General features: G+C 52.0%; 28 protein-coding genes and 1 pseudogene. 17 read left to right on the top strand and 12 right to left on the bottom strand.

The features are described from left to right. Positions 1-36: 36 nt before the first annotated feature. From trxA to N9C89_RS13760, 6 genes and pseudogenes are all read left to right on the top strand, one after another. Positions 37-369: pseudogene (trxA, locus tag N9C89_RS13785) on the top strand (thioredoxin); the annotation flags it as partial. Positions 370-519: 150 nt separating this feature from the next. Further along, positions 520-1,083, top strand: coding sequence for an ATP-dependent protease subunit HslV (gene hslV / locus N9C89_RS13780; RefSeq protein ID WP_263954557.1), 564 nt, complete (start codon positions 520-522; stop codon positions 1,081-1,083). Continuing rightward, the gene (locus tag N9C89_RS13775; protein WP_263954556.1) at positions 1,080-2,147 is read left to right on the top strand and encodes a hypothetical protein; all 1,068 of its coding nucleotides are present in this window, start codon (positions 1,080-1,082) and stop codon (positions 2,145-2,147) included. Before hslV ends, N9C89_RS13775 begins: the two co-directional genes overlap by 4 nt. Positions 2,148-2,149: 2 nt before the next feature. Continuing rightward, the gene (hslU, locus tag N9C89_RS13770) at positions 2,150-3,454 is read left to right on the top strand and encodes an ATP-dependent protease ATPase subunit HslU (RefSeq protein WP_263954554.1); all 1,305 of its coding nucleotides are present in this window, start codon (positions 2,150-2,152) and stop codon (positions 3,452-3,454) included. A gap of 33 nt (positions 3,455-3,487) precedes the next feature. Next, positions 3,488-4,591, top strand: a complete 1,104-nt coding sequence (locus tag N9C89_RS13765) for an alpha/beta hydrolase (protein ID WP_263954552.1) — start codon at positions 3,488-3,490, stop codon at positions 4,589-4,591. A 53-nt stretch (positions 4,592-4,644) separates the two neighbouring features. Beyond that, positions 4,645-5,868, top strand: coding sequence for an MFS transporter (locus N9C89_RS13760; RefSeq protein WP_263954551.1), 1,224 nt, complete (start codon positions 4,645-4,647; stop codon positions 5,866-5,868). Here the strand turns inward: N9C89_RS13760 and N9C89_RS13755 are convergent. Genes N9C89_RS13755 through N9C89_RS13745 form a run of 3 tightly spaced genes read right to left on the bottom strand, consistent with a single transcriptional unit; the run spans position 5,851 to position 8,129 of the window. Then, positions 5,851-6,447 carry a Smr/MutS family protein gene (locus N9C89_RS13755; RefSeq protein WP_263954550.1) on the bottom strand — a complete coding sequence of 199 codons (597 nt, stop codon included), beginning with the start codon at positions 6,445-6,447 and terminating at the stop codon, positions 5,851-5,853. The two genes, N9C89_RS13760 and N9C89_RS13755, sit on opposite strands and share 18 nt — an antisense overlap. Further along, entirely contained in the window at positions 6,448-7,461 is a 1,014-nt protein-coding gene (locus tag N9C89_RS13750) for a murein transglycosylase A (protein WP_263954548.1), read from the bottom strand. Between the two features lie 5 nt (positions 7,462-7,466). Continuing rightward, positions 7,467-8,129 carry a Tim44/TimA family putative adaptor protein gene (locus N9C89_RS13745; protein WP_263954547.1) on the bottom strand — a complete coding sequence of 221 codons (663 nt, stop codon included), beginning with the start codon at positions 8,127-8,129 and terminating at the stop codon, positions 7,467-7,469. A gap of 106 nt (positions 8,130-8,235) precedes the next feature. On the opposite strand from N9C89_RS13745, the gene N9C89_RS13740 reads away from it, so the two are divergent. Together N9C89_RS13740 and secB are read left to right on the top strand one after the other, a co-directional pair. After that, positions 8,236-8,721 carry an FxsA family protein gene (locus N9C89_RS13740; RefSeq protein WP_263954546.1) on the top strand — a complete coding sequence of 162 codons (486 nt, stop codon included), beginning with the start codon at positions 8,236-8,238 and terminating at the stop codon, positions 8,719-8,721. A 62-nt stretch (positions 8,722-8,783) separates the two neighbouring features. Then, the gene (gene secB, locus N9C89_RS13735; RefSeq protein WP_263954545.1) at positions 8,784-9,299 is read left to right on the top strand and encodes a protein-export chaperone SecB; all 516 of its coding nucleotides are present in this window, start codon (positions 8,784-8,786) and stop codon (positions 9,297-9,299) included. Between the two features lies 1 nt (position 9,300). Here secB and dnaQ read toward each other — a convergent pair whose 3' ends face one another. From dnaQ to N9C89_RS13715, 4 genes are read right to left on the bottom strand one after another with little or no spacing between them, the layout of a single operon-like run. Then, positions 9,301-9,990 (bottom strand): DNA polymerase III subunit epsilon, encoded by a 690-nt coding sequence (gene dnaQ, locus N9C89_RS13730; protein WP_263954543.1) that lies wholly within the window; start codon positions 9,988-9,990, stop codon positions 9,301-9,303. Continuing rightward, positions 9,983-10,582, bottom strand: a complete 600-nt coding sequence (gene coaE, locus N9C89_RS13725) for a dephospho-CoA kinase (RefSeq protein WP_263954542.1) — start codon at positions 10,580-10,582, stop codon at positions 9,983-9,985. Before coaE ends, dnaQ begins: the two co-directional genes overlap by 8 nt. Continuing rightward, positions 10,579-11,415 carry a shikimate dehydrogenase gene (locus tag N9C89_RS13720; RefSeq protein ID WP_263954541.1) on the bottom strand — a complete coding sequence of 279 codons (837 nt, stop codon included), beginning with the start codon at positions 11,413-11,415 and terminating at the stop codon, positions 10,579-10,581. Before N9C89_RS13720 ends, coaE begins: the two co-directional genes overlap by 4 nt. Beyond that, entirely contained in the window at positions 11,412-12,011 is a 600-nt protein-coding gene (locus tag N9C89_RS13715) for a Maf family protein (RefSeq protein WP_263954540.1), read from the bottom strand. Before N9C89_RS13715 ends, N9C89_RS13720 begins: the two co-directional genes overlap by 4 nt. 405 nt (positions 12,012-12,416) lie before the next feature. Here N9C89_RS13715 and hemJ point away from each other — a divergent pair, with 405 nt between their 5' ends. From hemJ to N9C89_RS13680, 7 genes are all read left to right on the top strand, one after another. Continuing rightward, entirely contained in the window at positions 12,417-12,869 is a 453-nt protein-coding gene (gene hemJ, locus N9C89_RS13710) for a protoporphyrinogen oxidase HemJ (protein WP_263954539.1), read from the top strand. A 124-nt stretch (positions 12,870-12,993) separates the two neighbouring features. Next, positions 12,994-14,265: a transcription termination factor Rho gene (gene rho / locus N9C89_RS13705; protein ID WP_263954538.1), complete on the top strand. Its 1,272-nt coding sequence runs from the start codon at positions 12,994-12,996 to the stop codon at positions 14,263-14,265. A gap of 34 nt (positions 14,266-14,299) precedes the next feature. Further along, positions 14,300-15,580, top strand: a complete 1,281-nt coding sequence (gene mnmE / locus N9C89_RS13700) for a tRNA uridine-5-carboxymethylaminomethyl(34) synthesis GTPase MnmE (protein WP_263954537.1) — start codon at positions 14,300-14,302, stop codon at positions 15,578-15,580. A 3-nt stretch (positions 15,581-15,583) separates the two neighbouring features. After that, positions 15,584-17,467, top strand: a complete 1,884-nt coding sequence (mnmG, locus tag N9C89_RS13695; RefSeq protein WP_263954536.1) for a tRNA uridine-5-carboxymethylaminomethyl(34) synthesis enzyme MnmG — start codon at positions 15,584-15,586, stop codon at positions 17,465-17,467. Then, positions 17,457-18,083, top strand: a complete 627-nt coding sequence (gene rsmG / locus N9C89_RS13690; protein ID WP_263954535.1) for a 16S rRNA (guanine(527)-N(7))-methyltransferase RsmG — start codon at positions 17,457-17,459, stop codon at positions 18,081-18,083. Before mnmG ends, rsmG begins: the two co-directional genes overlap by 11 nt. Further along, on the top strand, positions 18,076-18,891 hold the full coding sequence (locus tag N9C89_RS13685) for a ParA family protein (RefSeq protein WP_263954534.1): 816 nt from the start codon (positions 18,076-18,078) through the stop codon (positions 18,889-18,891). Before rsmG ends, N9C89_RS13685 begins: the two co-directional genes overlap by 8 nt. Before the next feature lie 3 nt (positions 18,892-18,894). Then, complete coding sequence (locus tag N9C89_RS13680) at positions 18,895-19,785, top strand: ParB/RepB/Spo0J family partition protein (protein ID WP_263954533.1); 891 nt, start codon at positions 18,895-18,897, stop codon at positions 19,783-19,785. Here N9C89_RS13680 and N9C89_RS13675 read toward each other — a convergent pair. The 5 genes from N9C89_RS13675 to rph are packed head-to-tail and all read right to left on the bottom strand — an operon-like array spanning position 19,775 to position 22,985. Next, a complete protein-coding gene (locus tag N9C89_RS13675; RefSeq protein WP_263954532.1) occupies positions 19,775-20,128 on the bottom strand; it encodes a YbaN family protein in 354 nt (117 codons plus the stop codon). The genes N9C89_RS13680 and N9C89_RS13675 overlap by 11 nt on opposite strands. Next, entirely contained in the window at positions 20,128-21,288 is a 1,161-nt protein-coding gene (gene hemW / locus N9C89_RS13670; protein WP_263954531.1) for a radical SAM family heme chaperone HemW, read from the bottom strand. Before hemW ends, N9C89_RS13675 begins: the two co-directional genes overlap by 1 nt. Beyond that, on the bottom strand, positions 21,288-21,665 hold the full coding sequence (locus N9C89_RS13665) for a RidA family protein (protein WP_263954529.1): 378 nt from the start codon (positions 21,663-21,665) through the stop codon (positions 21,288-21,290). Before N9C89_RS13665 ends, hemW begins: the two co-directional genes overlap by 1 nt. A 1-nt stretch (position 21,666) precedes the next feature. Then, positions 21,667-22,275: an RdgB/HAM1 family non-canonical purine NTP pyrophosphatase gene (gene rdgB / locus N9C89_RS13660; protein WP_263954528.1), complete on the bottom strand. Its 609-nt coding sequence runs from the start codon at positions 22,273-22,275 to the stop codon at positions 21,667-21,669. Next, on the bottom strand, positions 22,275-22,985 hold the full coding sequence (rph, locus tag N9C89_RS13655; protein WP_263954715.1) for a ribonuclease PH: 711 nt from the start codon (positions 22,983-22,985) through the stop codon (positions 22,275-22,277). The genes rdgB and rph overlap by 1 nt, the downstream gene beginning before the upstream one ends. Before the next feature lie 130 nt (positions 22,986-23,115). Between rph and hrcA the strand changes: the two genes are divergently transcribed. Together hrcA and N9C89_RS13645 are read left to right on the top strand one after the other, a co-directional pair. Further along, positions 23,116-24,180, top strand: coding sequence for a heat-inducible transcriptional repressor HrcA (hrcA, locus tag N9C89_RS13650; protein WP_263954527.1), 1,065 nt, complete (start codon positions 23,116-23,118; stop codon positions 24,178-24,180). 10 nt (positions 24,181-24,190) lie between these two features. Beyond that, positions 24,191-24,751, top strand: a complete 561-nt coding sequence (locus N9C89_RS13645; RefSeq protein ID WP_263954526.1) for a nucleotide exchange factor GrpE — start codon at positions 24,191-24,193, stop codon at positions 24,749-24,751. Positions 24,752-24,772: the final 21 nt, after the last annotated feature.

Here is a 24,772-nt window from a genome sequence, read left to right as displayed (position 1 = left end):
CCGACCCTAGGTTCTAAAGCCGAAACGAATTTCTCTAGGAGAGAGCAGATGGCTACAGTTGCCGTAACAGACGAAACATTCGACGCCGAAGTGCGCCAAGCCGATGTCCCAGTTGTTGTGGATTTTTGGGCTGAGTGGTGCGGCCCCTGTAAGCAAATCGGACCCGCTCTTGAAGAGCTTTCCGACGAATACGGGGACAAGGTCAAAATCGTTAAGGTAAACGTTGACGAGAACCCACAATCACCTGGTCAACTTGGTGTTCGTGGCATTCCCGCTCTGTTCCTTTTCAAGAATGGTGAAGTTTTCTCTTCCAAGGTCGGAGCCGCTCCAAAAGCCGCGCTTCAAACCTGGATTGACGAAGCTGTTTAACCCAGACTTCAGTATGCATCAGAGGCGCCCCGAAACGGGCGCCTTTTTCTTTGGGTTTGTAGGGTTTGCGCTGTTTTTGCTCAATTAATCTTGCGAGACCAACAAACGACCGCCATATAACGTCAAACAAACAAGGAGCCACAGAAGCCAATGGCAGAAGATCAGTTTCCCGGATGGCACGGCACAACGATTATCGGCGTGCGCAAGAACGGCAAGGTTGTTGTTGCAGGTGACGGACAAGTCTCGCTTGGCCAAACTGTAATCAAAGGCACGGCGCGCAAGGTACGCCGCCTCTCCCCCGGTGGGTTTGACGTTGTTGCCGGATTTGCCGGTTCCACGGCGGATGCTTTCACTTTGCTTGAGCGTCTTGAGGCGAAGCTTGAAGCCACGCCAGGACAGCTGGCGCGCGCAAGTGTTGAGCTTGCCAAGGATTGGCGCACGGATAAATACCTCCAGAAGCTTGAGGCCATGTTGATCGTTACGGACGGAACCGATCTGTTTGTCATCACTGGCGCAGGCGACGTGCTTGAGCCGGAGCATGATATTGCTGCGATCGGCTCTGGCGGAAACTTCGCTCTGGCTGCGGCGCGCGGATTGATTGAAAATCTTGACGATGCCGAAGAAGTGGCCCGCAAAGCGATGGCGATTGCTTCTGATATTTGCGTTTACACCAACGGCAACCTTACTGTCGAAACGATCGACGCCAAATCATGAGCAGCTTCACCCTTGATGACATCCGCGCCGCTGTAAATGCAGGCGCCATGACCGAGGCGCAGGCGACCAAACTCATAACAATCGCACAGTCCCGCCAAAGCGTTCGAGATTTCCTTCCGGAAGAGGACGAACCCTTTGAGTTCTTCAAAGGCTTTTCCGAGATTTTTGTAACGGTTGGGCTTGGCCTATTGTTTGCTGGCGTTCTGGCAATCACGGTTGTGCTTGGAAGCGGTGCGATCGTTCCATTCGCGGGAATGGCGCTTTGCTGGGTCTTCGCGATGTATTTCACCGCTCGTCGCCGTATGAGCCTACCAAGTATTGCTCTAGCCGCTGGGTTTGGGATTTTCCTAGCTTTCGGCGTTGCCCTCACAATTGGCCCAGAAACCGAAGCCGCCGGGATTGCCGTCGGCCTCATCGGCATGGCTGCGATGGCCTTGTACTATCGTGTGTTCAAGCTCCCGTTTTCAATGTTCGTACTTGGGGTTTTCGGCCTAATTTTTGTATTTTCGGTGATAAACCATTTTACCCATACAGTGCCGAGCATCTTCTTCCTTACGAGCGATCTGTTTGATTTGGGGAATGGCACCTATCTTGCATATGGGTCGCTTGTGTTCGGGATCGCGGCATTCCTTGCCGGCCTCTACTTTGACCTGCGCGACCCGCATCGGATCAGCCGTTTTTCGGCGAGTGGCTTCTGGCTCCATATCCTCGCCGCTCCGGCGCTTGTGAACACAATTGCTATGTCGCTTTTCAATGTCGGCGGTACTGTTGGCTATTCGTTGACCGCACTTGCGTTATTGCTTGTCACAATCGTTGCCTTGGTAATTGATCGCCGCTCTTTCCTAACCGCCGGCATCGGATACGTCGGTGTTCTCATACTCTACGCCTTACAAAACTCGACAAACGAAGAAACTTCCTTTGTCGCGACGCTTCTTATTCTTGGCGTTTTCATAACAGCACTTGGCACTTGGTGGGTGCAGATACGGGCGAGCCTTATGCGAGCGCTCCCTGATTTTCCCCTTAAAGACCGATTGCCGCCCTATACCTCTGCAAATCCGGAGTAATCATGACAGACCTTACCCCCCGCGAAATCGTTTCCGAACTTGATCGGTTCATCATCGGCCAGAACGATGCCAAACGTGCGGTTGCGGTTGCGCTTCGCAATCGGTGGCGGCGCAAGCAGCTCGCGGACGACATTCGAGAAGAGGTTTATCCGAAAAATATCCTGATGATCGGGCCAACTGGAGTTGGTAAAACCGAAATCTCTCGCCGTCTGGCCAAACTCGCGCGTGCGCCGTTTATCAAGGTTGAGGCAACAAAATTTACCGAGGTCGGTTACGTCGGCCGCGATGTTGAGCAGATCGTGCGTGATCTGGTGGATAGCGCAATTGCCCAAACCCGCGAATTCATGCGCGAGGATGTGAAGGCCAAAGCCCACGAAGCCGCAGAAGAGCGCGTCATTGAGGCCATCGCCGGAACTGATGCCCGCGAACAAACCCGCGAGATGTTCCGCAGAAAACTCAAGTCCGGAGAGTTGGACTCTACGATCATCGAGCTTGATGTCGCCGACACAACCAACCCGATGCAGGGGTTTGATATCCCCGGACAGCCAGGGGGAGCGAGCATCATGAATCTTGGTGATCTGTTTGGCAAAGCCATGGGCGGCCGAACTGTTCGCAAGAAAATGACCGTCGCTGAAAGCTATGACATTCTGATCGGCGAAGAGGCCGACAAGTTGCTGGACGATGAAACCGTTCAGCGAAAGGCGCTTGAAAGTGTAGAAGAAAACGGCATCGTTTTCCTTGACGAGATCGACAAGGTTTGCGCACGAAGCGATGCCCGTGGCGGCGATGTTTCGCGCGAAGGTGTGCAGCGTGATTTGCTTCCGCTGATCGAAGGCACAGTGGTTTCAACCAAGCACGGCCCTGTCAAAACCGACCATATCCTCTTTATCGCGTCCGGCGCTTTTCACATTGCGAAGCCAAGTGATCTTTTGCCGGAGCTTCAAGGTCGTCTGCCAATTCGTGTGGAGTTGCGGGATCTGACCGAAGATGACTTTGTGCGTATCCTGACCGAAACCGACAACGCGCTAACGCTTCAGTACACTGCGCTTATGGCGACCGAAGAAGTGACTGTGTCGTTCACAGAAGATGGCATTAAAGCACTCGCGAAAATTGCCGCCGAGGTGAACCAATCTGTCGAAAATATCGGTGCGCGGCGACTCTATACTATTCTTGAACGCGTGTTTGAGGAGTTGAGTTTCGAAGCGCCGGATAAGTCAGGCGAAAGCATATCGGTTGATGCCGAATTTGTTGAGAAGCATCTGGGCGCTCTTGCCAAATCCACCGATATCAGTCGATATGTGCTATAGGTGATTTTTCCTCTCTGACGAGGACCATATATTGTGACTCTGCGAATTGTATTTATTGCTGCTTTAGCAATTCTCGCTGCCTGTGCGCAGCGCGGTGAAATACGATTTGCCGAGCGCGCCGATACAGCCAGCCTTCAGACCATTCACGTTGCCACAAACCGCATGCCAGACCGAACCGTCGGGTTCGGTGACGAGCGTTCGCGCGAGACACGATTTGTCGAGTTTGATATCTCCATTCCGCCAAACAGGACTGCGGGTGAAATCAACTGGTCAAATGGCAAAGTCGACACGTCCAAAGATTTCGCCACGGTTCGGGCCAACCTTTTTAATGGGCAGAATAGCTTTGAGCGCAGCCTGCGGGCGCGGCTGCTTAAACGCGCGCCCAGCGAGCGGCATGTTGTTGTCTATGTCCACGGTTTCAACAACAATTTCTCCGAAGGGCTCTATCGCGCTGCGCAAATCGCAGAGGATTTCACATTCACTGGTGAGATGGCGCATTTCTCATGGCCCAGCGCAGGGAGTGCTTTCGGGTATGCCTATGATCGCGACAGTGTGCTTGCGGCGCGGAATAACTTCGAAAACTTCATAGACGCAATCGAACGCGCGGGTGCGAGCGAAATTCTGATCATCGGGCATTCTGTTGGAAGCTCGCTTGTCATGGAAACGCTGCGCTCCATTGCGCTTGGTAATCAGAGCAAACTGGGTGAGTTGGTATCCGGGGTTCTTCTTATTTCTCCAGATATCGACATTGATGTGTTCTTTGAACAAGCAAGCCGCATTGAGAAACTGCCGCAACCCTTCGGCATCGTTGTATCAGACCGCGACCGTGCCCTCCGCGTTTCCGCGCTCATAACCGGCCAGCCAAACCGGCTTGGAAATATCGAAGGCGTGCATGAGATTGCAGAATTCGAAGTCACGGTATTCAACCTGTCCAATATCCCGGATTCAGACAGGCTTGGGCATTTCACGGCGGCAACAAGCCCAATGGCCATTGAGATGCTTAACAACATGAGCGTTCTGAATGAGGCCCTGCAGTCAGAACCTTCAACATCAACCGGTATCGTTCCAGGCGTTGCTTTTACACTTCAACGTACAACCGAAATTATTCTGGACCCGGTTCAAGATGTTTTGAAATAGGGGTTTTCATTTCTTGTCGCTCGGGCCAAACTCCGCGGCAACAAAGGACCCCTATGACATTTCTAAATTTCCTCGCGGCAAACGCCCGCTGGCTCGCCGCTGGCTTTCTGCTGGCCCTGACATCCAGTTTCGGACAAACTTATTTTATTTCGATTTTCGCTGGCTCGATCCGCAGCGACTTTGATTTGTCGCACGGGGCGTGGGGCGGGATCTATCTTCTCGGAACCTCCGCATCAGCAGTTGTTATGGTCTGGGCAGGGGGACTCGTTGACCATTTGCGCATACGTGTTTTGGGCGCGACTGTCCTTGGGTTGCTGGCGCTGTCTTGCGTCGCGATGGCCTTTGTTCCGAACGCGACGGCGCTTGTTTTCGTCATCTTTGCGCTTCGGTTTACAGGGCAGGGCATGACCGCCCACGCCACCACAGTTTCAATGGCACGGTGGTTTGTTGCCACCCGCGGGCGCGCGCTTGCCATTGCATCGCTCGGGTTCAAATCTGGCGAGGCGTTGCTACCGTTTATCTTTGTATCGTTGATGGCGTATTTTGCTTGGCAAAAACTCTGGCTGTTGGCTGCGTTCCTCGTTCTGCTCGCCATTCCCCTGCTTGTTACGCTCCTGCGCTATGAGCGAACACCCCAATCATTGGCCAAAGAAAATCAAGCCGTCGGGATGGGCGGGCATCATTGGCGGCGTAAACAGGTCCTCGGGAATCCACTGTTCTGGTTCATGCTGCCAGCACTACTAGGGCCGCCATGCTTCATGACATCCTTCTTCTTTCAACAGGTTCATATCGTGGAGATCAAAGGCTTTACCCACCTCGGGTTTGTGGCTCTGTTTCCAATCTTTACGCTCATAAGTGCTTTTTCCATGGTACTTACCGGAGTCTTGATCGACCGTTTCTCGACTCCGCGCATCCTACCATTTTGCCTTGCCCCGATGGCGCTTGGATTTGCGCTTGCTGCATCTGGTTCAACGCTTACTGGAATGGCAGTCGCGCTCGGTTTCCTTGGGCTTTCGCAAGGCGCGAGCACCGTCGCATTCCCTGCTTTCTGGGCCGAGTTCTATGGCACCAAGCATCTCGGTTCGATCAAAGCAATGGCCGCTGCGATCATGGTTGCAGCATCCGCAATCGGACCGGGTCTTACTGGCGCGTTAATTGATATGAACATCGACTTTGGCCAACAGATGTACGGCATTGCGCTTTACTTCGCTTTGGCTTGTATCCTTGTGGCTGCTGGTATGCGCTGGGTAAAACCCTTCTTAGCGGTGCCTGCGTAGGTAAACGTAATAGGCGCCGCTTCCGCCATGTTTTAGATGTGCTTCGCTGACCTGCAAAACAGCGGAGCGAAGCGGTGCCATCATCAGCCATTGCGGTACCTGATGTTTCAGAACACCGAAAGGAACGGGGATCGGCCCCGGTTCATCACGGTGTTTGCCTTTGCCCGTCACAACAAGCACAAGGCGTTTTCCATCCGCATAGGCATCAAGGATAAAGCGATTAAGCGCGGGGTGGGCTTGCGCCATTGTCTTTCCGTGAAGATCAAGCTTGCCTTCCGGAATGATACGGCCACGTTTCATCTTGCCGAAGGTCTTGTGATCCATATGAACTGGTGCTTGCCCGATCCGATCAGACAATGCAGGCTTAAGATCATGGCTTTGATTGCGGTGCGGGGCCTTCTCTCCGATGTTGAAGGCGCGCAGTCCGGATTTGTTAATCCTGACCGGTTTGCGCTTTGGATCAGGAATTGAAGCGCCAGAGTTTGTCAGCGGTTGCTTCGGATGCAGCGGCTCTGCCTGTTCGGCAACAACACGCCAAAGCGCTTCTTCATCTGGGTGTAGTCCGCGGGGCTTTTTCATTTACTCAGCCCAATCTGGCGCAATCGCAAATGCTGTTTGGATCGGCATAAGAACAACCATGCGCCCGGCGTCATTGGTTTGCGCGGCAATCTCTCCGGCTGCGGCACCCGTTCCAAAGAAAACATCTGCTCGCTGTGCACCTTTGATTGCGGCCCCCGTATCCTGCGCCACCATCAATCGTTTCAGCGCAAGCCGCCCTGATTTTTCCATCCAAACTGGCGCACCGAGCGGGATGTACCGCGGATCAACGGCGAGCGAACGAAGCGCCGTTATGGAACGGTTCATCGCCCCGCGCGGCCCTTTGTTTCCCGGAACCGAAACCTTCCGGAAGAACACATACGAAGGGTTCGTCCAAAGAATTTCCTGCCCGAGGCTTGGGTTGCGGTTAAACCAAGACCGAATGCGCGCGTTTGAGGCTTCGCTTCGTTTCATGATCCCGCGATTGATAAGTTCCTGCGCGATTGAACGATTTGGGTGACCGTTTTCGCCGCCATAGCCAACACGAATTGCGCTTCCATCGGTAAGACGAACGCGACCTGAGCCTTGAATTTGCAGGTAATAGACATCGACCGGATTATCGACCCACGCAATCGCAAGGCCGCTCAACAAGCTGCTTTGATCAATCTCTTTTCTTGTGAGGTTGACGTATTCAGCAGGGGGCTTTCGATAGAGCGGGTAGCGGTATTGCCCGTTTCGGCTTCGTGACCCAAACAGCTCCGGCTCAAAATATCCGGTAAACAAGGCAGGCGACCCGTCTTCGATGAGGACAGGTCGAAAGAACAACTCGAAGAAATTCTTGGCATCGGGGCCAGTCGCCGCGAAGGCGCAAAGGTTCCGCCACTCGGCATCATCCATCAAACGGCATGTTTCCTGAAACACATCAAGCGCGGCGGCATGGTCATCATCCTGCCAGCCGGACAGCGTATCAAATTCAAGAACGCGCGCGGTCGTTTCTGCGTTGGCCGCAAGCGGAGCGAGGACAATTCCCAGCCCGGTTATCAGCCAACGCAGCACGTGAATTACTCGCCGGTTTGAACCAGCTGCCAGTTCGGATCGTTCGCACCCATTTCGCGCGCAAAGGTCCAGACATCTTTCTGGCGCTTCACGGTTTGGGCGTCACCCTCGATGATCTTGCCGTCTTTGTCTTTCACAACGGATGTAAGCTCACCAACGAATTTGATTTTCATTTCGGCTTGCTTGGTTGTGGTGTCAAACTCCGCATCGACAAGTGCAAGCTCGCGAACACCCACAAACTCGGCCTCAATGGTAAGGCCTTGGTCTTCGCGTGCGGCGATAACTTCGGTGAAGCTATCGGCAACGTCTTCAGAGAGGAACGGTTCGATCTCCTTGATGTCTCCACGCTCAAAGCTCATCAGGATCATTTCATACGCACCACGCGCGCCACCAAGGAATTCGGTTACGCTGAAGTTCGGTTCAACCTTTTTCATCTCGGTGAGGGCTTCAACCGCTTTCGGGTTGCCATCAATGTTATCTAGGATATCCCGATCAACACCACCATCGATTACCTCAAATCCGCTGACCGCCTTGCGCGCCGCTTGTTGGGCTTGAGCGTTTTGTGTGGGCTCATAGCCGTCACGTGTCCCAAGCACACTGCGGAGCTTGAGTATCAGAAATAGGGCTATTCCGGCCAATACCAGAAGTTGTAGTCCGCCACCGCTCATCGAAACCTCGTATCGAAGGAAAAAATTGGAAACTCACGTCTTGTGGTCTTATGTAGTGTAGGACCGCACCAGAAACAATGCGGGCAACACGAAGGATAACATCAAAATGTGGCTATTAATCGCTTTTGTTGCGGTGCCGATCCTAGAAATCTGGCTTTTCCTGCAAGTTGGCGAAGTTATTGGAACCTGGCCGACTATCGGCATTGTGATCCTGACGGCTGTTCTCGGGTCATATCTGATGCGGGTTCAGGGCGCGTTGGCGATGAACTCGCTCCGCCAATCGTTCGGTGAAATGCGCGACCCAACAGAGCCGTTGGCCCATGGCGCGATGATCCTTGTCGCTGGTGTTTTGCTTCTGACGCCCGGCTTCTTTACCGATAGCGTCGGGATTTCGCTTCTGATGCCGCCGGTCCGCGCTGCGGTGATCCGCTATGTATCCTCGCGGATGAAGGTTCAGAGCTATTCGGTTCATACCCAATCTGCATACGACCCGCGCCCTAACCCGTCCGAGGATGTGATTGACGGGGATTATCAAGAGGTGAGCCCCTCACAAAAGAAGCCCGATCAGCCCTCTGGATGGACCAAGGATTGAGGCTCATGGCGCAACCTGATACAGACGCCTCAAGAATGACTGCCTTTTAGGAGAATAAGAGAATGACAGAAGAAACAAACGGTGCAGCCGAGCCAAAAGCCGCCGCAGCGCCGTCGCAGCCCGTGATGCAAGTTCTGGCCCAGTTCGTACGCGATCTTTCGTTTGAAAACATCGTTGCGCAAAAGGGTATCACAAACGCTGCGCAACCAGACGTACAGGTTCAGGTTAACCTCGACGCCAAAAAGCGCTCGGTTGAAAACCAGTACGAAGTCATCATGAAGCTCAAAGTTGTGAGCAACATCAAAGACACCCAAGATCCGATGTTCCTCATGGAGCTGGAGTATGGTGGTATCTTCCACATCCAAAACGTTCCTGACGAGCAAATGCACCCGTTCTTGCTGATCGAGTGCCCACGGATGCTATTCCCATATGTGCGCCGGATCGTTGGCGATGTTACGCGTGATGGTGGCTTCCCGCCGCTCAACCTCGAAACAATCGACTTCCTCGCGCTGTACCGCTCCGAGCTTCAGCGCCGCGCACAGGCCGAAGCAGCCGCGCAAACAACACCTGCTTCCTAAGTCAGGCTTTGTTCCAGATAGCGCCGTCGCCCAGTTCCGCAATAAACTTTGCGTGGGCGGCGGCCTCTTCCTCGGTGAGCCGCGAAGGAAGAGGGTTTTGACGACGCTGCGGCCGCCACTCTTCTCCAGATGACACGTCAACCTTTTGGTTTTGATCCGCTTTTAGCGCAAAATCCGGCTGACGTCCCCCGATAAGCTCAAGGTACACCTCGGCCAAGATTTCGGAGTCAAGCAAAGCGCCGTGCAATACGCGGTTGGAGTTATCGATACCGAACCGTCGGCAAAGCGCATCAAGCGACGCAGGAGAGCCGGGAAACTTTTTGCGGGCAATTGCGAGCGTATCCAACGCCTGTGACATCGGAAGCGGCGGGCGGTTGAGCCACCCAAGCTCCGCGTTCAGGAATTTCATATCAAAAGCAGCGTTGTGGATCACAAGGCGATCATTTCCTATGAAATCAAGGAAATCCTGCGCCACATCTTTAAAGACGGGCTTATCCGAAAGAAACTCCTCCGAGAGCCCATGAACCTTAAAGGCATCTTCGGGCATATCCCGCATCGGGTTGATGTACTGATGATATGTCTTGCCGGTCGGCACGTGGTTCCAAAGCTCCACAGCGCCAATCTCAACCAACCGGTCACCTTCTTCGGGTTTAAAGCCGGTGGTTTCCGTATCCATCACCAATTCACGCATGAATCTCTCCTGCTCTGATTTTCATGACGATTGTTTCAACAGCCTTCTTTGCGTCTCGGAGGTTATACGTGGGAATAACGAAATCTGCACGCGCCTCTTTCTCGGCGTTCGGCATTTGCTTGGCGCGAATTTTCTCAAACATCTCTTCGCTCATTTGACCCCGCGCGATAACGCGCTTTCTTTGGGTGTCTGGATCAACCGAAACAACAGCGACAGCATCAAACTCTGACTCTGTCCCGTTCTCAAACAACAGCGGGATATCGAGCACAACAATTTCGGCATTGGATTGCCCGATGAACCGCGCGCGATCTTCGGCGACAAGCGGATGAACGATATCCTCGATTTTCGAGAGGACCTCGGGATTTTCTTTAATGTGCGATTTGAGGGCGTCGCGCTGCACCTCGCCATCCGACACCGCGTCTGGAAGCAGACTTGCGACCGCCTCCACCGCCGCGCCATCTCTCGCATAAAGACGGTGCACCGCCGCATCAGCGTCCCAGACATCACATCCGAGTTCCGCAAACATTTTTGCTGTGGTTGATTTTCCCATCCCAATCGAACCCGTAAGGCCAAGTAGGAACGGGGTCGTCATGCTGAAAGCGCCACGTTGCGCAATTCTTCGTCAACTTCAGGACGCACGCCAAACCAGCGCTCAAATGCTGGCGCCGCTTGATGAAGAAGCATGCCAAGACCATCCACGGTTTGGCATCCGCGCTCTTCAGCTTCCAAAAGCAGTTGCGTGTTAAGCGGCGTATAGACAAGGTCTGTGACCAGCGTACCTTTGCGAAGGCCGTCAAGCGGTACCCTGAACTCCGCTGCACCATCCATCCCGAGCGAGGTGGTATTCACCACTGTTTTGGCATCTTCAAGAATGTTACCAGCTTGCACCCAATCAACCACGGTGACCTTCTTACCGAAATCCCCTTTGAGCGCCTCCGCTCGGTTTTTTGTTCGGTTGGTCAGGAGAATTTCAGGAACACCAACTTCAAGCAGGCTCGCGATTACGGCCCGCGCCGCGCCGCCCGCACCAAATACAACCGCTGGCCCGATGTCCGGCTCCCAATCTGGCGCTCCTTGGCGAATGTTTTCGATGAAACCATACCCATCTGTATTATCTGCGTGAATTTTCCCGTCCCCACGGAAAATCAAAGTATTGGCCGCGCCGATCAACGCCGCACGATCCGTAACCAGGTCGGCCATCTCCAAAACTTCTTCCTTATGAGGAATCGTCACGTTTACGCCAATGAACCCGAGCTTTGGCAAATTCCGAATAGCTTCGCGCAGATCAGGGCGTTCGATGTGCATCGGTACATAATAGCCCTGAATTCCGTACTTCTTTAGCCAATGTCCATGAACGGCGGGAGATCGGCTATGTGCAATCGGAGATCCAATTACGCCGGCCAGTGGGATACGTTCTTCGCTCATGTTGACAGTTTTCCTTGCGATGCCAGATAGGACAGAAGCTCTAACAAAGGGAGCCCCAGAACCGTAAAATAGTCTCCTTCGATGCGGCTAAACAAGCGCACACCCTCTTTTTCGAGTTGATAGCCTCCGACACAGTGGCGAATTTGTTGCCAATTCCTTTCGACATAGTCGCGCAAATAGGAGTGAGAACAGGTTCGCATCTCTAGACGTACCGAACTCACGTGATGCCAAACGGGCTTACCATCTTCACAGACAACAACAGCCGAGTGCAGAAAATGCGGCTTGCCCTGAAGACGTACGAGTTGCGCAAGCTGCTGCTCTTTCGATGTCGCTTTACTTAATAACGCGCCTTCAAATTCGAGCGTCTGGTCACAGCCGATCACGCATGCCGATGTTTGCTTCCGACTTATCGCTAGGGCCTTCTCCGTAGCTAAAGCGAGCGCAATAGCCTCTGCACCTTCCTTTCGTGCTGACAAGGCCTCTTTTATCGTGCTCTCATCAATATTCGGTGCATCAACGGAGAACGGTACTTCCGCGTTTTGAAGCATGTCGCAGCGAATTGAAGAGCCGGAAGCAAGAATGATGTCAGAGGGCATGTGTATGAACCTGTGGATTATTACACGGAAACTCCGCGGATGAAATTGTGGGTAACAGGTCCCTGATCGAGCGGCTGGGGAAACCCTGCCATTTATGCGTCTGTTCAGGGATTATATGCACTGTGGGTTAGGATAATTATTTTCCGTGGATAACCTTAAACCACGCTGGTTACCAGATTTCTCTACAGAGTCAGTCCACAAGTCATTTTGATCTAAATTATTATTATTCATAGATTAAATCAGATACTCCACAGAATCATTTTGATCTCTCTTTGAAAATTCCCTTCATGTATAAAACGCGGGAAGATTCAATAATCCACAGAATTTCATCCCACTACATAATCATCATCCTTTTATCTTCTTTCTATTTATTATTATAGATTGGCCAAACTATGAGGAGCAGTGATGTTTGAATTTCTCTTGCCATTCTATCTTTGGATTAAATGCCTACATGTGATTTCTGTTTTCGCGTGGATGGCGGGGATGTTCTATTTGCCCCGCTTATTTGTTTATCACGTCGAAAGCGTTGAGAAGGGCAGTGAGACTGACAAACTCTTTCAACTCATGGAACGGCGATTGATTAAGGTGATCATCAATCCTGCAATGAATGCGGCGTGGCTGTTTGGTATTCTCCTTGTGCTCACGCCTGGAGTTATCGATTGGAGCGCTGTGTGGCCTTATACGAAGTTTGCAAGCGTTCTGGCCCTGTCCGGAGTGCATGGGATGTTGTCTCGGTATCGGAAGGCCTTTGAACGGGGTGAGAACGAGAAGTCGGGTCGCTATTATCGGATGCTGAACGAAGTCCCGACCGTGCTTTTGGTGATTATCGTTGTTTCTATAATTGCGCGCCCATTCTAAGTTGGATTGACTCAAACTCATTTGCCTCCTATGTAGCGAGTAGGCAGCCGTCCGGTTGCTTGCTTTCTATTTGTATTCAAAAATCATCCGCGCGCCTGTTCAGGCCGGATCAGGACGTATCTCCATGACAAATCAATCCCTCACTCTTGCCGAGCTGAAACAGCTAAAGCCAAAAGACCTTTTGTCGATGGCCGAAGATCTCGAGATTGAAAACGCCTCAACAATGCGCAAGGGCGAGATCATGTTCCACATTCTGCGGGAACGTGCAGACGAAGGTTGGGAAGTATCTGGAGACGGTGTTCTTGAAGTGCTTCAGGATGGTTTTGGCTTCCTTCGGAGCCCGGAAGCGAACTATCTTCCCGGTCCGGATGATATTTATGTCTCTCCTGAAATGATCCGGTCTTTCTCTATGCGCACCGGCGATACCGTTGACGGGTTGATTAAGGCACCTGGCGATAACGAACGTTATTTCGCGATGACAAAGGTCACAGCGATCAACTTCGAAGAGCCTGAGCGTGCTAAGCATAAGATTAACTTCGATAACTTGACACCGCTGTATCCAGACGAGCGGCTCAAGATGGAAACTGATGATCCAACAACCAAGGATCGTTCTGCGCGCATCATCGACCTTGTAGCGCCAATCGGGAAAGGGCAGCGTTCGTTGATCGTCGCGCCGCCACGGACAGGTAAAACCGTTCTGCTGCAGAATATCGCCTCCAGCATCGAAAAGAACCACCCTGAGTGCTATCTGATTGTTCTGTTGATCGACGAGCGCCCAGAAGAAGTTACAGACATGCAGCGCAGCGTGAAGGGCGAAGTTGTATCTTCAACCTTCGATGAGCCAGCGACCCGCCACGTAGCCGTTTCTGAAATGGTGATCGAAAAGGCCAAGCGCCTTGTTGAGCACAAGCGCGATGTTGTGATCCTGCTTGACTCGATCACGCGCCTTGGTCGTGCCTTCAACACTGTTGTACCATCCTCTGGTAAGGTTCTGACTGGTGGTGTGGATGCCAACGCGCTGCAACGTCCGAAGCGGTTCTTTGGTGCTGCGCGGAATATCGAAGAAGGTGGCTCGCTCACCATTATTGCGACAGCGTTGATTGATACCGGTTCGCGGATGGACGAAGTGATCTTTGAAGAATTCAAAGGTACAGGTAACAGCGAGATCGTTCTTGATCGTAAGGTTGCCGATAAGCGCGTATTCCCTGCGATGGATATTCTAAAATCCGGTACACGGAAAGAAGACCTGCTGGTTGATAAAGTTGATCTTCAGAAAACTTTCGTCCTGCGCCGTATCCTCAATCCGATGGGTACAACAGATGCGATCGAGTTCTTGATTTCCAAGCTGAAGCAAACCAAGACCAACTCTGACTTCTTCGATTCAATGAATACCTGATTTGGTAATTGTTGTTTAATAACAACGGTTTAACATGGATACGATTTACGCTCTCGCTTCTGCGACCGGCAAGGCCGGCGTCGCTGTGGTTCGGATTTCCGGACCGCTTGCGCATGCGTGTCTTTCCCATTTTGGCGTAGAACGACCCGCGCTACGGAAGGCAGCGTTAAGGCGGCTTGTTGTTGATGATGTTCTGGTGGATGAGGCTTTGGTGCTTTGTTTTCCAGAGGGCGCGAGCTTTACAGGTGAGGCAGTCACAGAACTGCATCTGCATGGTTCTGTGGCAACAATACGTGCAACCTTGGCCGCGCTTTCAAAGATAGCTGGCTTGCGCCTTGCCGAACCCGGAGAATTCACAAGGCGTGCTCTTGAAAATGGATGCCTTGATCTTGCGCAGGTCGAAGGCCTCGCAGATCTCATTGACGCCGAGACAGAGGCGCAGCGTAGGCAGGCATTGAAAGTCTTGTCTGGTGCGCTGGGCGAGAAGGCCGAACGTTGGCGCACAGACCTGATCCGAGCGGCGGCTCTTCTTGAAGCTACAATTGATTTCGCTGACGAAGAGGTTCCGGTCGATGTTTCGCCTGAGGTTCTGGAACTTATCGATCGCGTAAGCGATGAACTAAAGGCGGAATCCAAGGGGAGCTACATTTCCGAACGGATTCGCGAAGGGTTTGAGGTCGCTATTGTTGGGCCGCCTAATGCGGGGAAGTCGACCTTGCTAAACGCTCTTGCGGGGCGAGAGGCTGCGATTACATCTGAATTTGCCGGAACCACGCGCGATGTCATCGAAGTCAGAATGGATTTGAACGGGCTTGCAGTCACGTTTCTTGATACTGCTGGATTGCGCGAAACTGAGGATCATGTCGAAGGTATCGGAATCGAACGCGCTATTGAGCGGGCAAAACATGCCGACCTTCGTGTTTTCTTATCTGCTGACGAAGGCGGTTTTCGCGGATTGAAGCCGGAAGAGGATGATATCCAAGTGTCCGGCAAGTCTGACATAAGCGGAAAACCGGGCGTGTCTGGAAAAACCGGCGACGGTGTTTCTATGCTCGTCCACAATATATCAAGCATCCTGTCTGAAAGGGCACAAGGTGCTGTAACAGCGACGCATGAGCGTCATCGTGTGGCTATTGATCAAGGAATCGAGGCTTTAGAATCAGCCCGACTTGAGGTATTGCGTGGTGAAGAGCGCGCTGAACTGGCTGCCGAAGAACTTCGGAGCGTTGTTCGAGCTCTGGATTCAATTGTCGGCCGTGTGGATGTTGAGCATCTGTTGGATGAAATATTCGCAAGTTTTTGCTTGGGTAAGTAAGGAGTGTTTCACGTGAAACATTCGGATTTTGACGTAATCGTTGTTGGTGGTGGCCATGCGGGTGCAGATGCAGCACATGCAGCCGCCCGCTTTGGCGCGAAAACTGCTCTTGTAACGTTAAAGCGTTCTGGAATCGGTGTAATGTCTTGCAACCCTGCAATAGGTGGTTTGGGAAAAGGCCACTTGGTTCGGGAGATTGATGCGCTCGATGGCGTTATGGGTCGCGTTGCGGATAAAGCTGGAATCCAGTTTCGTTTGCTGAATCGGCGCAAGGGGCCAGCCGTTCAAGGACCGCGCGCACAAGCTGATAGAAAGATTTACCGCGAGTCGATGCTCCAAGAGATAGAAGCTTGCGAAGGACTTACCGTTATCGAGGGCGAAGCCGCTGATTTTCTGATGGAGCAAGGAAGTGTCTGTGGGATTGTGCTCGCGGATGGCTCTGAAATTTCTTCAAAAGCTGTTGTTTTAACAACAGGAACATTCTTGCGCGGCGTAATTCACATTGGTGACGAGCGGAGACCTGGCGGAAGGATGGGTGATAAACCCTCCACCAAGCTTGCGGAACGAATTGATTCCTTCGATCTTCCGCTTAGCCGTTTGAAAACAGGGACACCGCCGCGACTCGATGGGCGTACAATTCGTTGGGATGACCTCGAGATGCAACCCGGAGACGAGGATCCGGTCTTGTTCTCCTTTATGTCAAACTCGGTTTCCGTGCCGCAAATCTCCTGCGGGATTACTCATACGAATGAAAAGACACATGAGATTATCCGCGCGAACTTAGAAAAATCTGCAATGTACGGCGGCCATATCGAAGGCGTAGGGCCACGGTACTGCCCTTCAATCGAAGACAAAGTCGTTCGGTTTGCAGAGAAGAGTTCGCACCAGATATTTCTAGAGCCGGAAGGGCTTGATGACCACACGGTTTACCCGAACGGGATCTCAACCTCTTTGCCTGCGGATGTTCAGGAAGATTACGTTCATTCAATTTATGGTCTTGAAAACACAAAGATAATTCAGCCGGGTTATGCGATTGAGTATGACTATATTGACCCGGTTGCGTTGTCTCCGACGCTCGAACTGAAGAACGTTCCAGGCCTGTTTTTGGCTGGCCAGATCAACGGAACCACCGGCTATGAAGAAGCGGCCGCGCAAGGATTGGTTGCTGGGTTGAATGCTGCGCGCAAGGCGAAAGAGGTTGAGCCGGTTATTTTCAGCAGGGCGGAGTCATACATTGGCGTGATGATTGACGACCTTGTCACGCGCGGCGTTTCGGAACCTTATCGTATGTTTACGTCGCGTGCTGAATTCCGGCTTTCGTTGCGCGCCGACAATGCTGATCAAAGGCTGACGCCGCTTGGTATTTCGCTCGGATGCGTTGGCGAAGAAAGAAAAGCGGCGTTCGCAAAGAAATCAGAGCAGCTTGAGAGCGCCACAAATCAGCTAAAGTCGATTTCCGTTACTTCGCGGCAACTCGCCGACGCGGGCGTCAAAATCAATAAGGACGGCCCTCGGAAAACAGCATTCGAAGCACTTTCAATTCCAGAAGTTACCTTTGATGTCGTAGCGGGGCTTGATGAATCGCTTCAACAGATTGATCCGACAATACAGGAGCAGGTCTCGCGAGATGCCGCGTATTCGATTTATATTGAGCGGCAGCGTAAGGATGTTGATGCGATTAAACGGGATGAAGCGCAATCTTTGCCAAAGGACTTTGATTATGCCTCGCTTGATGGCCTCTCAAATGAATTGCGTCTGAAGCTTGCGAACGCCCGACCAAGTTCGATTGCACAGGCTGGCCGTATTCAAGGGATGACACCTGCAGCGCTAACTCTTTTGTTGGCCACCGCGCGTAAACTCGAGAAGAGCAGCAAAAGTGTCGGCTAATCCTGTTTCAGTAGAAGCATACCTCGACGATGTTTCACGTGAAACAGTGGAGCGACTTGAGGACTATGCCGAGCTTGTAAAAAAATGGAATCCACGGATCAACCTTGTAGCGAAATCAACGCTCTCTGATCTTTGGAGCCGCCATATTGTTGATTCTATTCAGGTTTTTCAACTCGCGCCGCGCGTTACGCATTGGCTAGATCTTGGAAGTGGTGGAGGTTTTCCTGGTGCAGTCGCGGCGATTCTAGGTGCTGAGAAAACACCGGAAGCGAAATTCACTTTGGTTGAAAGCGACCAACGAAAATGCGCATTTCTTCGGACTGTTTCACGTGAAACAGGAGCGAAGTTTACTGTTCTGACCGAACGTATAGAAACGCTTGAACCGCAAAGAGCAGATGTAATTTCTGCAAGAGCGCTTGCTTCCTTGAATCTGTTATTCGAGTTTACTACGCGCCACGGTATTGAAGGAACTGTGAGCATTTTCCCAAAAGGGGCGAAGGTGCAACAGGAGATCAAGGAAGCGCAACAAAATTGGAAATTTGAACTAGAAGAATTCCCAAGCGCAACCGATACTGACGCCAGAATTCTAAGAATCGGAAATATCATTCATGTCTGATCCCACACGCCCTGCGGCTCCCAGAATTATAGCAGTTGCAAACCAGAAGGGCGGGGTCGGTAAGACAACAACGGCGATTAACCTCGGCGCGGCACTAGCGAAATCCGGGTATCGTGTGTTGTTGGTTGATCTTGACCCGCAGGGTAACGCATCGACTGGATTGGGCGTGAGCCGAGATCAGAGAGCTTACACCACATATGATTTGTTGGTGAATGATGCGGCGCTATCTGATGTTATCCAGCCCACAAAAGTGAATAATCTCAAGATTATTGCCGCGACAACAGACTTGAGTTCGGCAGATATCGAATTGATTTCAAACGAAAAACGCAGCTTTTTGCTCTATGACGCACTTCGGCAGCGTGAAATGGATGATTACCAGCTTGATTACGTGCTCATCGACTGCCCGCCATCGCTGAATCTTCTGACTGTAAATGCGATGGTTGCTGCGGATTCCGTTCTTGTTCCGCTTCAAAGTGAGTTCTTTGCTCTTGAAGGGCTTTCTCAGCTTATGCTCACAATTCGTGAGGTGCGCGAGACAGCGAACAAAAACCTGCGGATCGAGGGCATTATCCTGACCATGTACGACCAGCGGAATAACCTATCGCAGCTTGTTGAGGCAGATGCGCGTGACAACCTCGGCGATCTTGTGTTCAAAACCGTTATTCCCCGAAATGTACGTGTGAGCGAGGCGCCGTCCTATGCTATGCCAGTCGTAGACTATGAGCCTTCGTCAAAAGGCAGCTTAGCATATATTGCAGTCGCACGAGAGCTCACAAACCGACATAAACAAGCGAAAACAAAGGCTTAGATCATGGCGCAGAAAAAGAACGAACGGAGAGGCTTAGGGCGCGGACTTTCTGCATTGATGGCTGATGTTAATATTGAGCCAACTGCAGATGAACAAAAATCGACGCCAAAACCCGAGCGTACTTTGCCAGTTGAGCGGTTGGAGCCAAATCCGGACCAGCCGCGGCGTTTGTTTGATGAGGACGCACTCCAAAGTCTTGCGGATTCTATTCGGGAAAAGGGCGTTATTCAGCCATTGATCGTTCGCCCGAGCCCGCGGAGCGAAAATGCATTTGAAATTGTAGCGGGGGAGCGTCGTTGGCGTGCCTCTCAGATCGCGCAAGTGCATGAAGTACCGGTAATTATCCGTGAGCTCGACGACACAGAAGTTCTTGAAGTTGCAATTATCGAGAATATTCAGCGTGCAGACTTGAACCCGATCGAAGAAGCACTTGGCTATCGGCAGTTGATGGATCGGTTTGGACATACGCAGGAGAAAGTTTCGAGCGCGCTTTCCAAAAGCCGGAGCTACATCGCGAACCTTTTGCGCCTTCTTCAATTGCCTGATGATGTTCAGGAAATGTTGCGCGATGGCGCACTTTCGATTGGTCATGCGCGAGCATTGATTACCGCACCCAACGCATCAGAACTTGCTAAGCACGTTGTTGCAAAGGGGCTTTCTGTTCGTGAGACAGAGAAGCTCGTTAAAACTGGAACACCGAAAGCTGCGAAAAAGCGACTTAAACCTGAGAAAGACGCCGATACGCGCGCACTTGAGGGCGATCTTTACGCCAATCTGGGCATGAAAGTCGTGATTGATCACGTCCCGGATAAAGAAAACGGCAAGGTCGTAATTCAGTATAAGTCTTTGGAAGATTTAGATGAATTGTGCAGACTGCTAACATCTACACGTTAGGGCGTGTCCAGATAAAAAGAAGCACACACGCGAGAGTTAATCCCTGAACGACAATTACGAAGGGCTTAACGCCGAGAAATACAGATATCGAAAATGCCGCAGCAATCGAAACCGTTGCGGCGATCTTTGCTTTCTTGCTGATGGCGCCGCGTGCGTTCCAATCTTCAATTGGCGGTCCAAGTTTTGGATGTGCGATAAGCCATCCGTGCAGTCGTTCAGATGATCGCGCAAAACAGAATGCAGCGAGCAACAGAAAAGGGACTGTTGGAAGTAGAGGTAATAAAACACCTGTAATCCCCAGCGCCAATGAAACGAATCCGCCAATAAACCAAAACAACCGCATTAAATATCCACCAACAATTCGCGCAGCAAGGCGTTCAAAATGACGCGTCCTTGTGGAGTTGCGCGCAATCGATCACCATCTAGCAAAAGCATTCCCATCTCGGACAAATTCTCAAGTGTCTGAGAGGATATTTTAGAACCGGACAGAGCGGAAAACCGTTCTAAAGAAACACCCTCTGACAGGCGTAGACCCATCATTAGCATCTCTGAAGCCTGATCTGCCTTTGAAACGATGTCTCGCTCGGTTTCTCCATTGGAACTTTTCTCGACGGCCTGAAGCCAAGCTTCGGGCTGCCTCAATGTTTCGGTGGCAATCTTCTGGCCATTCACAGTAATGCGTCCATGCGCGCCAGGGCCAATCCCAGCGTAGTCACCGTATCGCCAATAAACGAGGTTATGACGACTTTCGGACCCGAGTTTGGCATGGTTAGAGACTTCATAAGCGCTCATGCCGGCTTTGTCACAGAGCTCTTGAGTTACGAAGAACATATCCGTTGCGAGGTCTTCGGACGGTAAGCCCCGAAGCTTGCCGCGTTCGTATCGATCCCCAAAAGCCGTGCCTTGTTCGATAGTTAGCTGGTAAAGTGACAGGTGATCGATGGATAATTCGAGCGCACGAGTGAGTTCATCTCGCCACGCATCGAGAGTTTGGTCCTGACGGGCATAGATTAGGTCAAAGCTCACGCGATCAAAGGCATTCTTTGCGATTTCAAAGGCTTCCATGCCTTCTTTCGCGGTATGCATCCGGCCAAGGCGCCTGAGGTCTTCGTCGTTAAGGGCTTGATATCCCATTGAAATGCGGCTCACCCCACCATCGCGATAGCCTTGAAACCGGCCGGCCTCGATCGAAGTCGGATTGGCCTCAAGGGTCACCTCAAAATCGTTTGCAGTTGGCCAATGAGTACGAATGCGCTCGATAATTGCAGCAACGAGGTCTGGATCCATCAAACTTGGAGTTCCGCCGCCGAAATAGATAGTATTCAGCGTTCGTGGACCAATCTCTTCGGCAACTCGGTCAATCTCGGAGAGATAGGCCGAACGCCATTGTTTTTGATCGATTTCCTTGGAAACATGACTGTTGAAATCACAATAGGGGCACTTGGCCATGCAAAACGGCCAATGGACATAGAACCCAAACCCGCCGTTTTGCCAGTCTTCCATTATGATTTCATCGCAGTAACTTCGATCTCGACCTTCATCTCAGGACGGATCAATCCGGCAACAACCATCGTTGCTGCTGGCCGGATCTCAGAAAACACTTCGCCGAGAACCGGAGCGAGTTCCTCATAGAGGGCGCTATCAACTATTGTGTATTGTACACGCACGACGTCAGACATTTGAAAACCGCCTTCGTCAAGCGTGGCCTCGATCGTGTTAAGGCAGTTTCGAGCCTGATCGGCGACGCTCTCTGGCATTTTCATGGTTTCATAATCGTATCCAGTTGTTCCGGAAACAAAGCAGAAGCTGCCCTTAACAACTGCGCGGGAATACCCAACAGATTTCTCGAACTCGGAACCAGAAGAAATGAGCTTTGTCATCCTACGTCTCCAAAACCGCGCGGAACTTGGCGAACGCATCGGCGCGATGGCTCATTGCATTCTTTTCCGAAGGATCCATTTCTCCGAAGGTTTCTTCCTTGCCGTTCGGAACAAAAATCGGATCAAAGCCAAACCCGCGATCCCCGCGCATTGGCCAAGTAAGCGAGCCATCGACTCTACCTTCGAAAACTTCATCGTGACCGTCGGGCCAAGCAAGGCACAGTGTACAACAAAAAGCAGCTGTCCGAGGAAGAGGGGCAGACTTTGCCTCTAGCTTGTCCCAGACCTTCTTCATCGCCATTGGAAAATCACGGCCATTCGGTGTTTCGGCCCAGTCTGCGGTGTAAACTCCTGGTTCGCCGTCTAGCGCATCCACCGAAATACCACTGTCATCGGAAAGAGCAGGCAGGTTCGCGGATTTGGCGGCAAAATGCGCCTTGATCCGCGCGTTCCCAACAAATGTGCTCTCGGTTTCTTCTGGCTCCTCAAGGCCAAGCTCGCCAGCAGAAACAACTTCGATGCCGAACGGCGCGAGAAGCTCAGAAATCTCGCGGAGCTTCCCGGCGTTGTGACTTGCCAGAACGATTTTCTTTTCCGTCAGTTTACGCATTAGCTTGTTACGGCTTTCTGAGCAGCGACGAGTTCCGCAACGCCTTTCTCCGCTAGATCGAGAAGGCCGTTCATTTGGGCGCGGCTATAGGTGGAGCCTTCGGCGCTCATCTGTACCTCGATAAGCTGGCCGGAGCCCGTCATGACGAAATTACCGTCAACGCCAGCTTCGGAATCTTCGGGATAATCCAGATCGAGCACTTCCTGACCTGCGTAAATTCCGCAAGATACAGCCGCAACCGGATCAAGAAGAGGATCAGATATCACATCTCCGATCTTCATAAGTTTGTTCACTGCAAGCTTAAGAGCCACCCAACCACCAGTGATTGAAGCGCAACGCGTTCCGCCATCGGCCTGAATAACGTCGCAATCAACGGTGATCTGACGCTCACCAAGCGCAACACGATCAACACCTGCGCGCAGGCTTCGGCCAATAAGACGCTGAATTTCCTGAGTTCGGCCTGACTGGCCATTCTTTGCTTCGCGACGCATCCGTGTGTTTGTCGCGCGCGGCAGCATCCCGTATTCGGCCGTGACCCAACCAAGGCCCGAGTTCTTCATAAATGGGGGAACACGCTCCTCAACAGTGGCTGTACAGAGCACATGGGTGTCACCACATTTGATAAGGCAGGAACCCTCTGCGTGTTTTGTGACATCCGTTTCGATTGAAATCGGTCGCATTTGATCTACATTTCTACCAGAGGGGCGCATCATGAAATCCTTTGTATAAGCTGCCCTTCAATAGTCATGGAGAGCCTATCTTAGCAAGGCCGATTGACGTTTTTTCAAGAACCCCATTAAATGGGTTTCGGTCAATTCAAATGAACAGATGTCGGGCAAAATGAGCGATAATTCCCAACTTTTGAGTGAAATGAACGCCCGTAGTCGCGAAGTATTTCGCCGCGTCGTCGAGGGGTACATCGAAACGGGCGAGCCAGTAGGCAGCCGTACCTTGACGCGCACCATGAATGAAAAAGTATCTGCGGCGACCATTCGCAACGTAATGCAAGACCTTGAATATATGGGCCTTCTTGATAGCCCGCATGTTTCCGCTGGACGCGTTCCAACACAAAGCGGCTTACGGATGTTCGTTGATGGTTTGCTTGAGGTTGGCAATCTGGACCAGCAAGACCAACGCAAGATTGATGAAACACTTGGCGGTAACGATCGTGGCGTTGGTGACGCGCTTGATCGTCTTGGTTCCGCTCTTTCGGGGCTAACACACGGCGCGAGCCTTGTTTTAACGCCAAAACACGAGGCGCCGATTAAACATATCGAATTTGTTAGCCTCGGCCCGGACCGCGCGCTTGTTGTTCTGGTCTTTGCGGATGGTCATGTTGAAAACCGCGTGTTCACCCCGCCAATGGGCCAAACGCCAAGCTCTATGCGCGAAGCTGCGAATTTTCTGAATGCATTTGCGGAAGGTCGAACGCTGGGCGAGCTTGCCACCGTAATCGAGCGGGAAATCAAATCACGTAAACAAGAACTCAATACGCTCGCACAGGCGATGGTCGAACAGGGCCTTGCGGAATGGGTTGGCGAGGGCGATCAACACGAAAGACTCATCGTTCGTGGGCGGGCGAATCTTTTGGGCGGAGGCTCGGATGAAGAGGATCTAGAGCGCATCCGAACCCTCTTTGATGACCTCGAACGCAAGCGGGATATCGCCGAATTTCTGGAATTGGCCGAAGAAGGCGAGGGTGTTCGCATTTTTATTGGCTCAGAGAACAAATTATTTTCTCTTTCGGGTTCCTCTTTGGTGGTTTCTCCATATATGAACGCTGATCGTAAAATTATGGGCGCTGTCGGAGTCATCGGCCCGACGCGTCTGAACTATGGACGTATCGTGCCGATTGTTGACTACACGGCGCAACTCGTTGGACGCCTGATTTCGGATCAGGGCTAGGGAAAAGAAGATGGCAGAGCCTAAGAACGACGAATTTTTAGATGATCCAGAAGCCGTAGAAGCGGAAATGTTCGCCGAAGATGCGATGGAGGCCGAAGAAGAGGCCGACGAGCTGGCGATTGTTACCAAAGAGCGGGATGATTTCCGTGATCGCTTCATGCGCGCCCTCGCAGATGCAGAGAACGCACGAAAGCGGAGTGACCGTGATCGCCGCGAGGCCGAGAATTATGGCGGCTCCAAGCTCGCCCGCGACATGCTTCCTGTTTACGACAACATGAAGCGTGCGCTTGACGCGATCGACGAAACCAAACGCGAAGAAAACGCTTCCCTGATTGAAGGGATTGAGCTGACTATGCGCGAATTGCTAAATGTATTCGCAAAGCATGGTATTGAGCGTATTCTCCCTGAAGTCGGAGACAAGTTTGATCCGCAGCGGCACGAAGCAATGTTTGAGGCGCCTGTGCCTGATACGGTTGCCGGCGATATCATTCAGGTGATGGCCGAAGGGTTCATGCTTCATGATAGACTGCTGCGGCCAGCCCATGTTGGCGTGAGCTCAACACCGAAGTAACAAATTTTAAGGCGCGGGTTT

The organism is Halocynthiibacter sp. SDUM655004, from assembly GCF_026015885.1.
Classification (GTDB): domain Bacteria; phylum Pseudomonadota; class Alphaproteobacteria; order Rhodobacterales; family Rhodobacteraceae; genus Falsihalocynthiibacter; species Falsihalocynthiibacter halioticoli.
The sequence above is the reverse complement of the archived record's forward strand: the minus strand, read 5'-3'. Positions and strand labels throughout refer to the sequence as shown.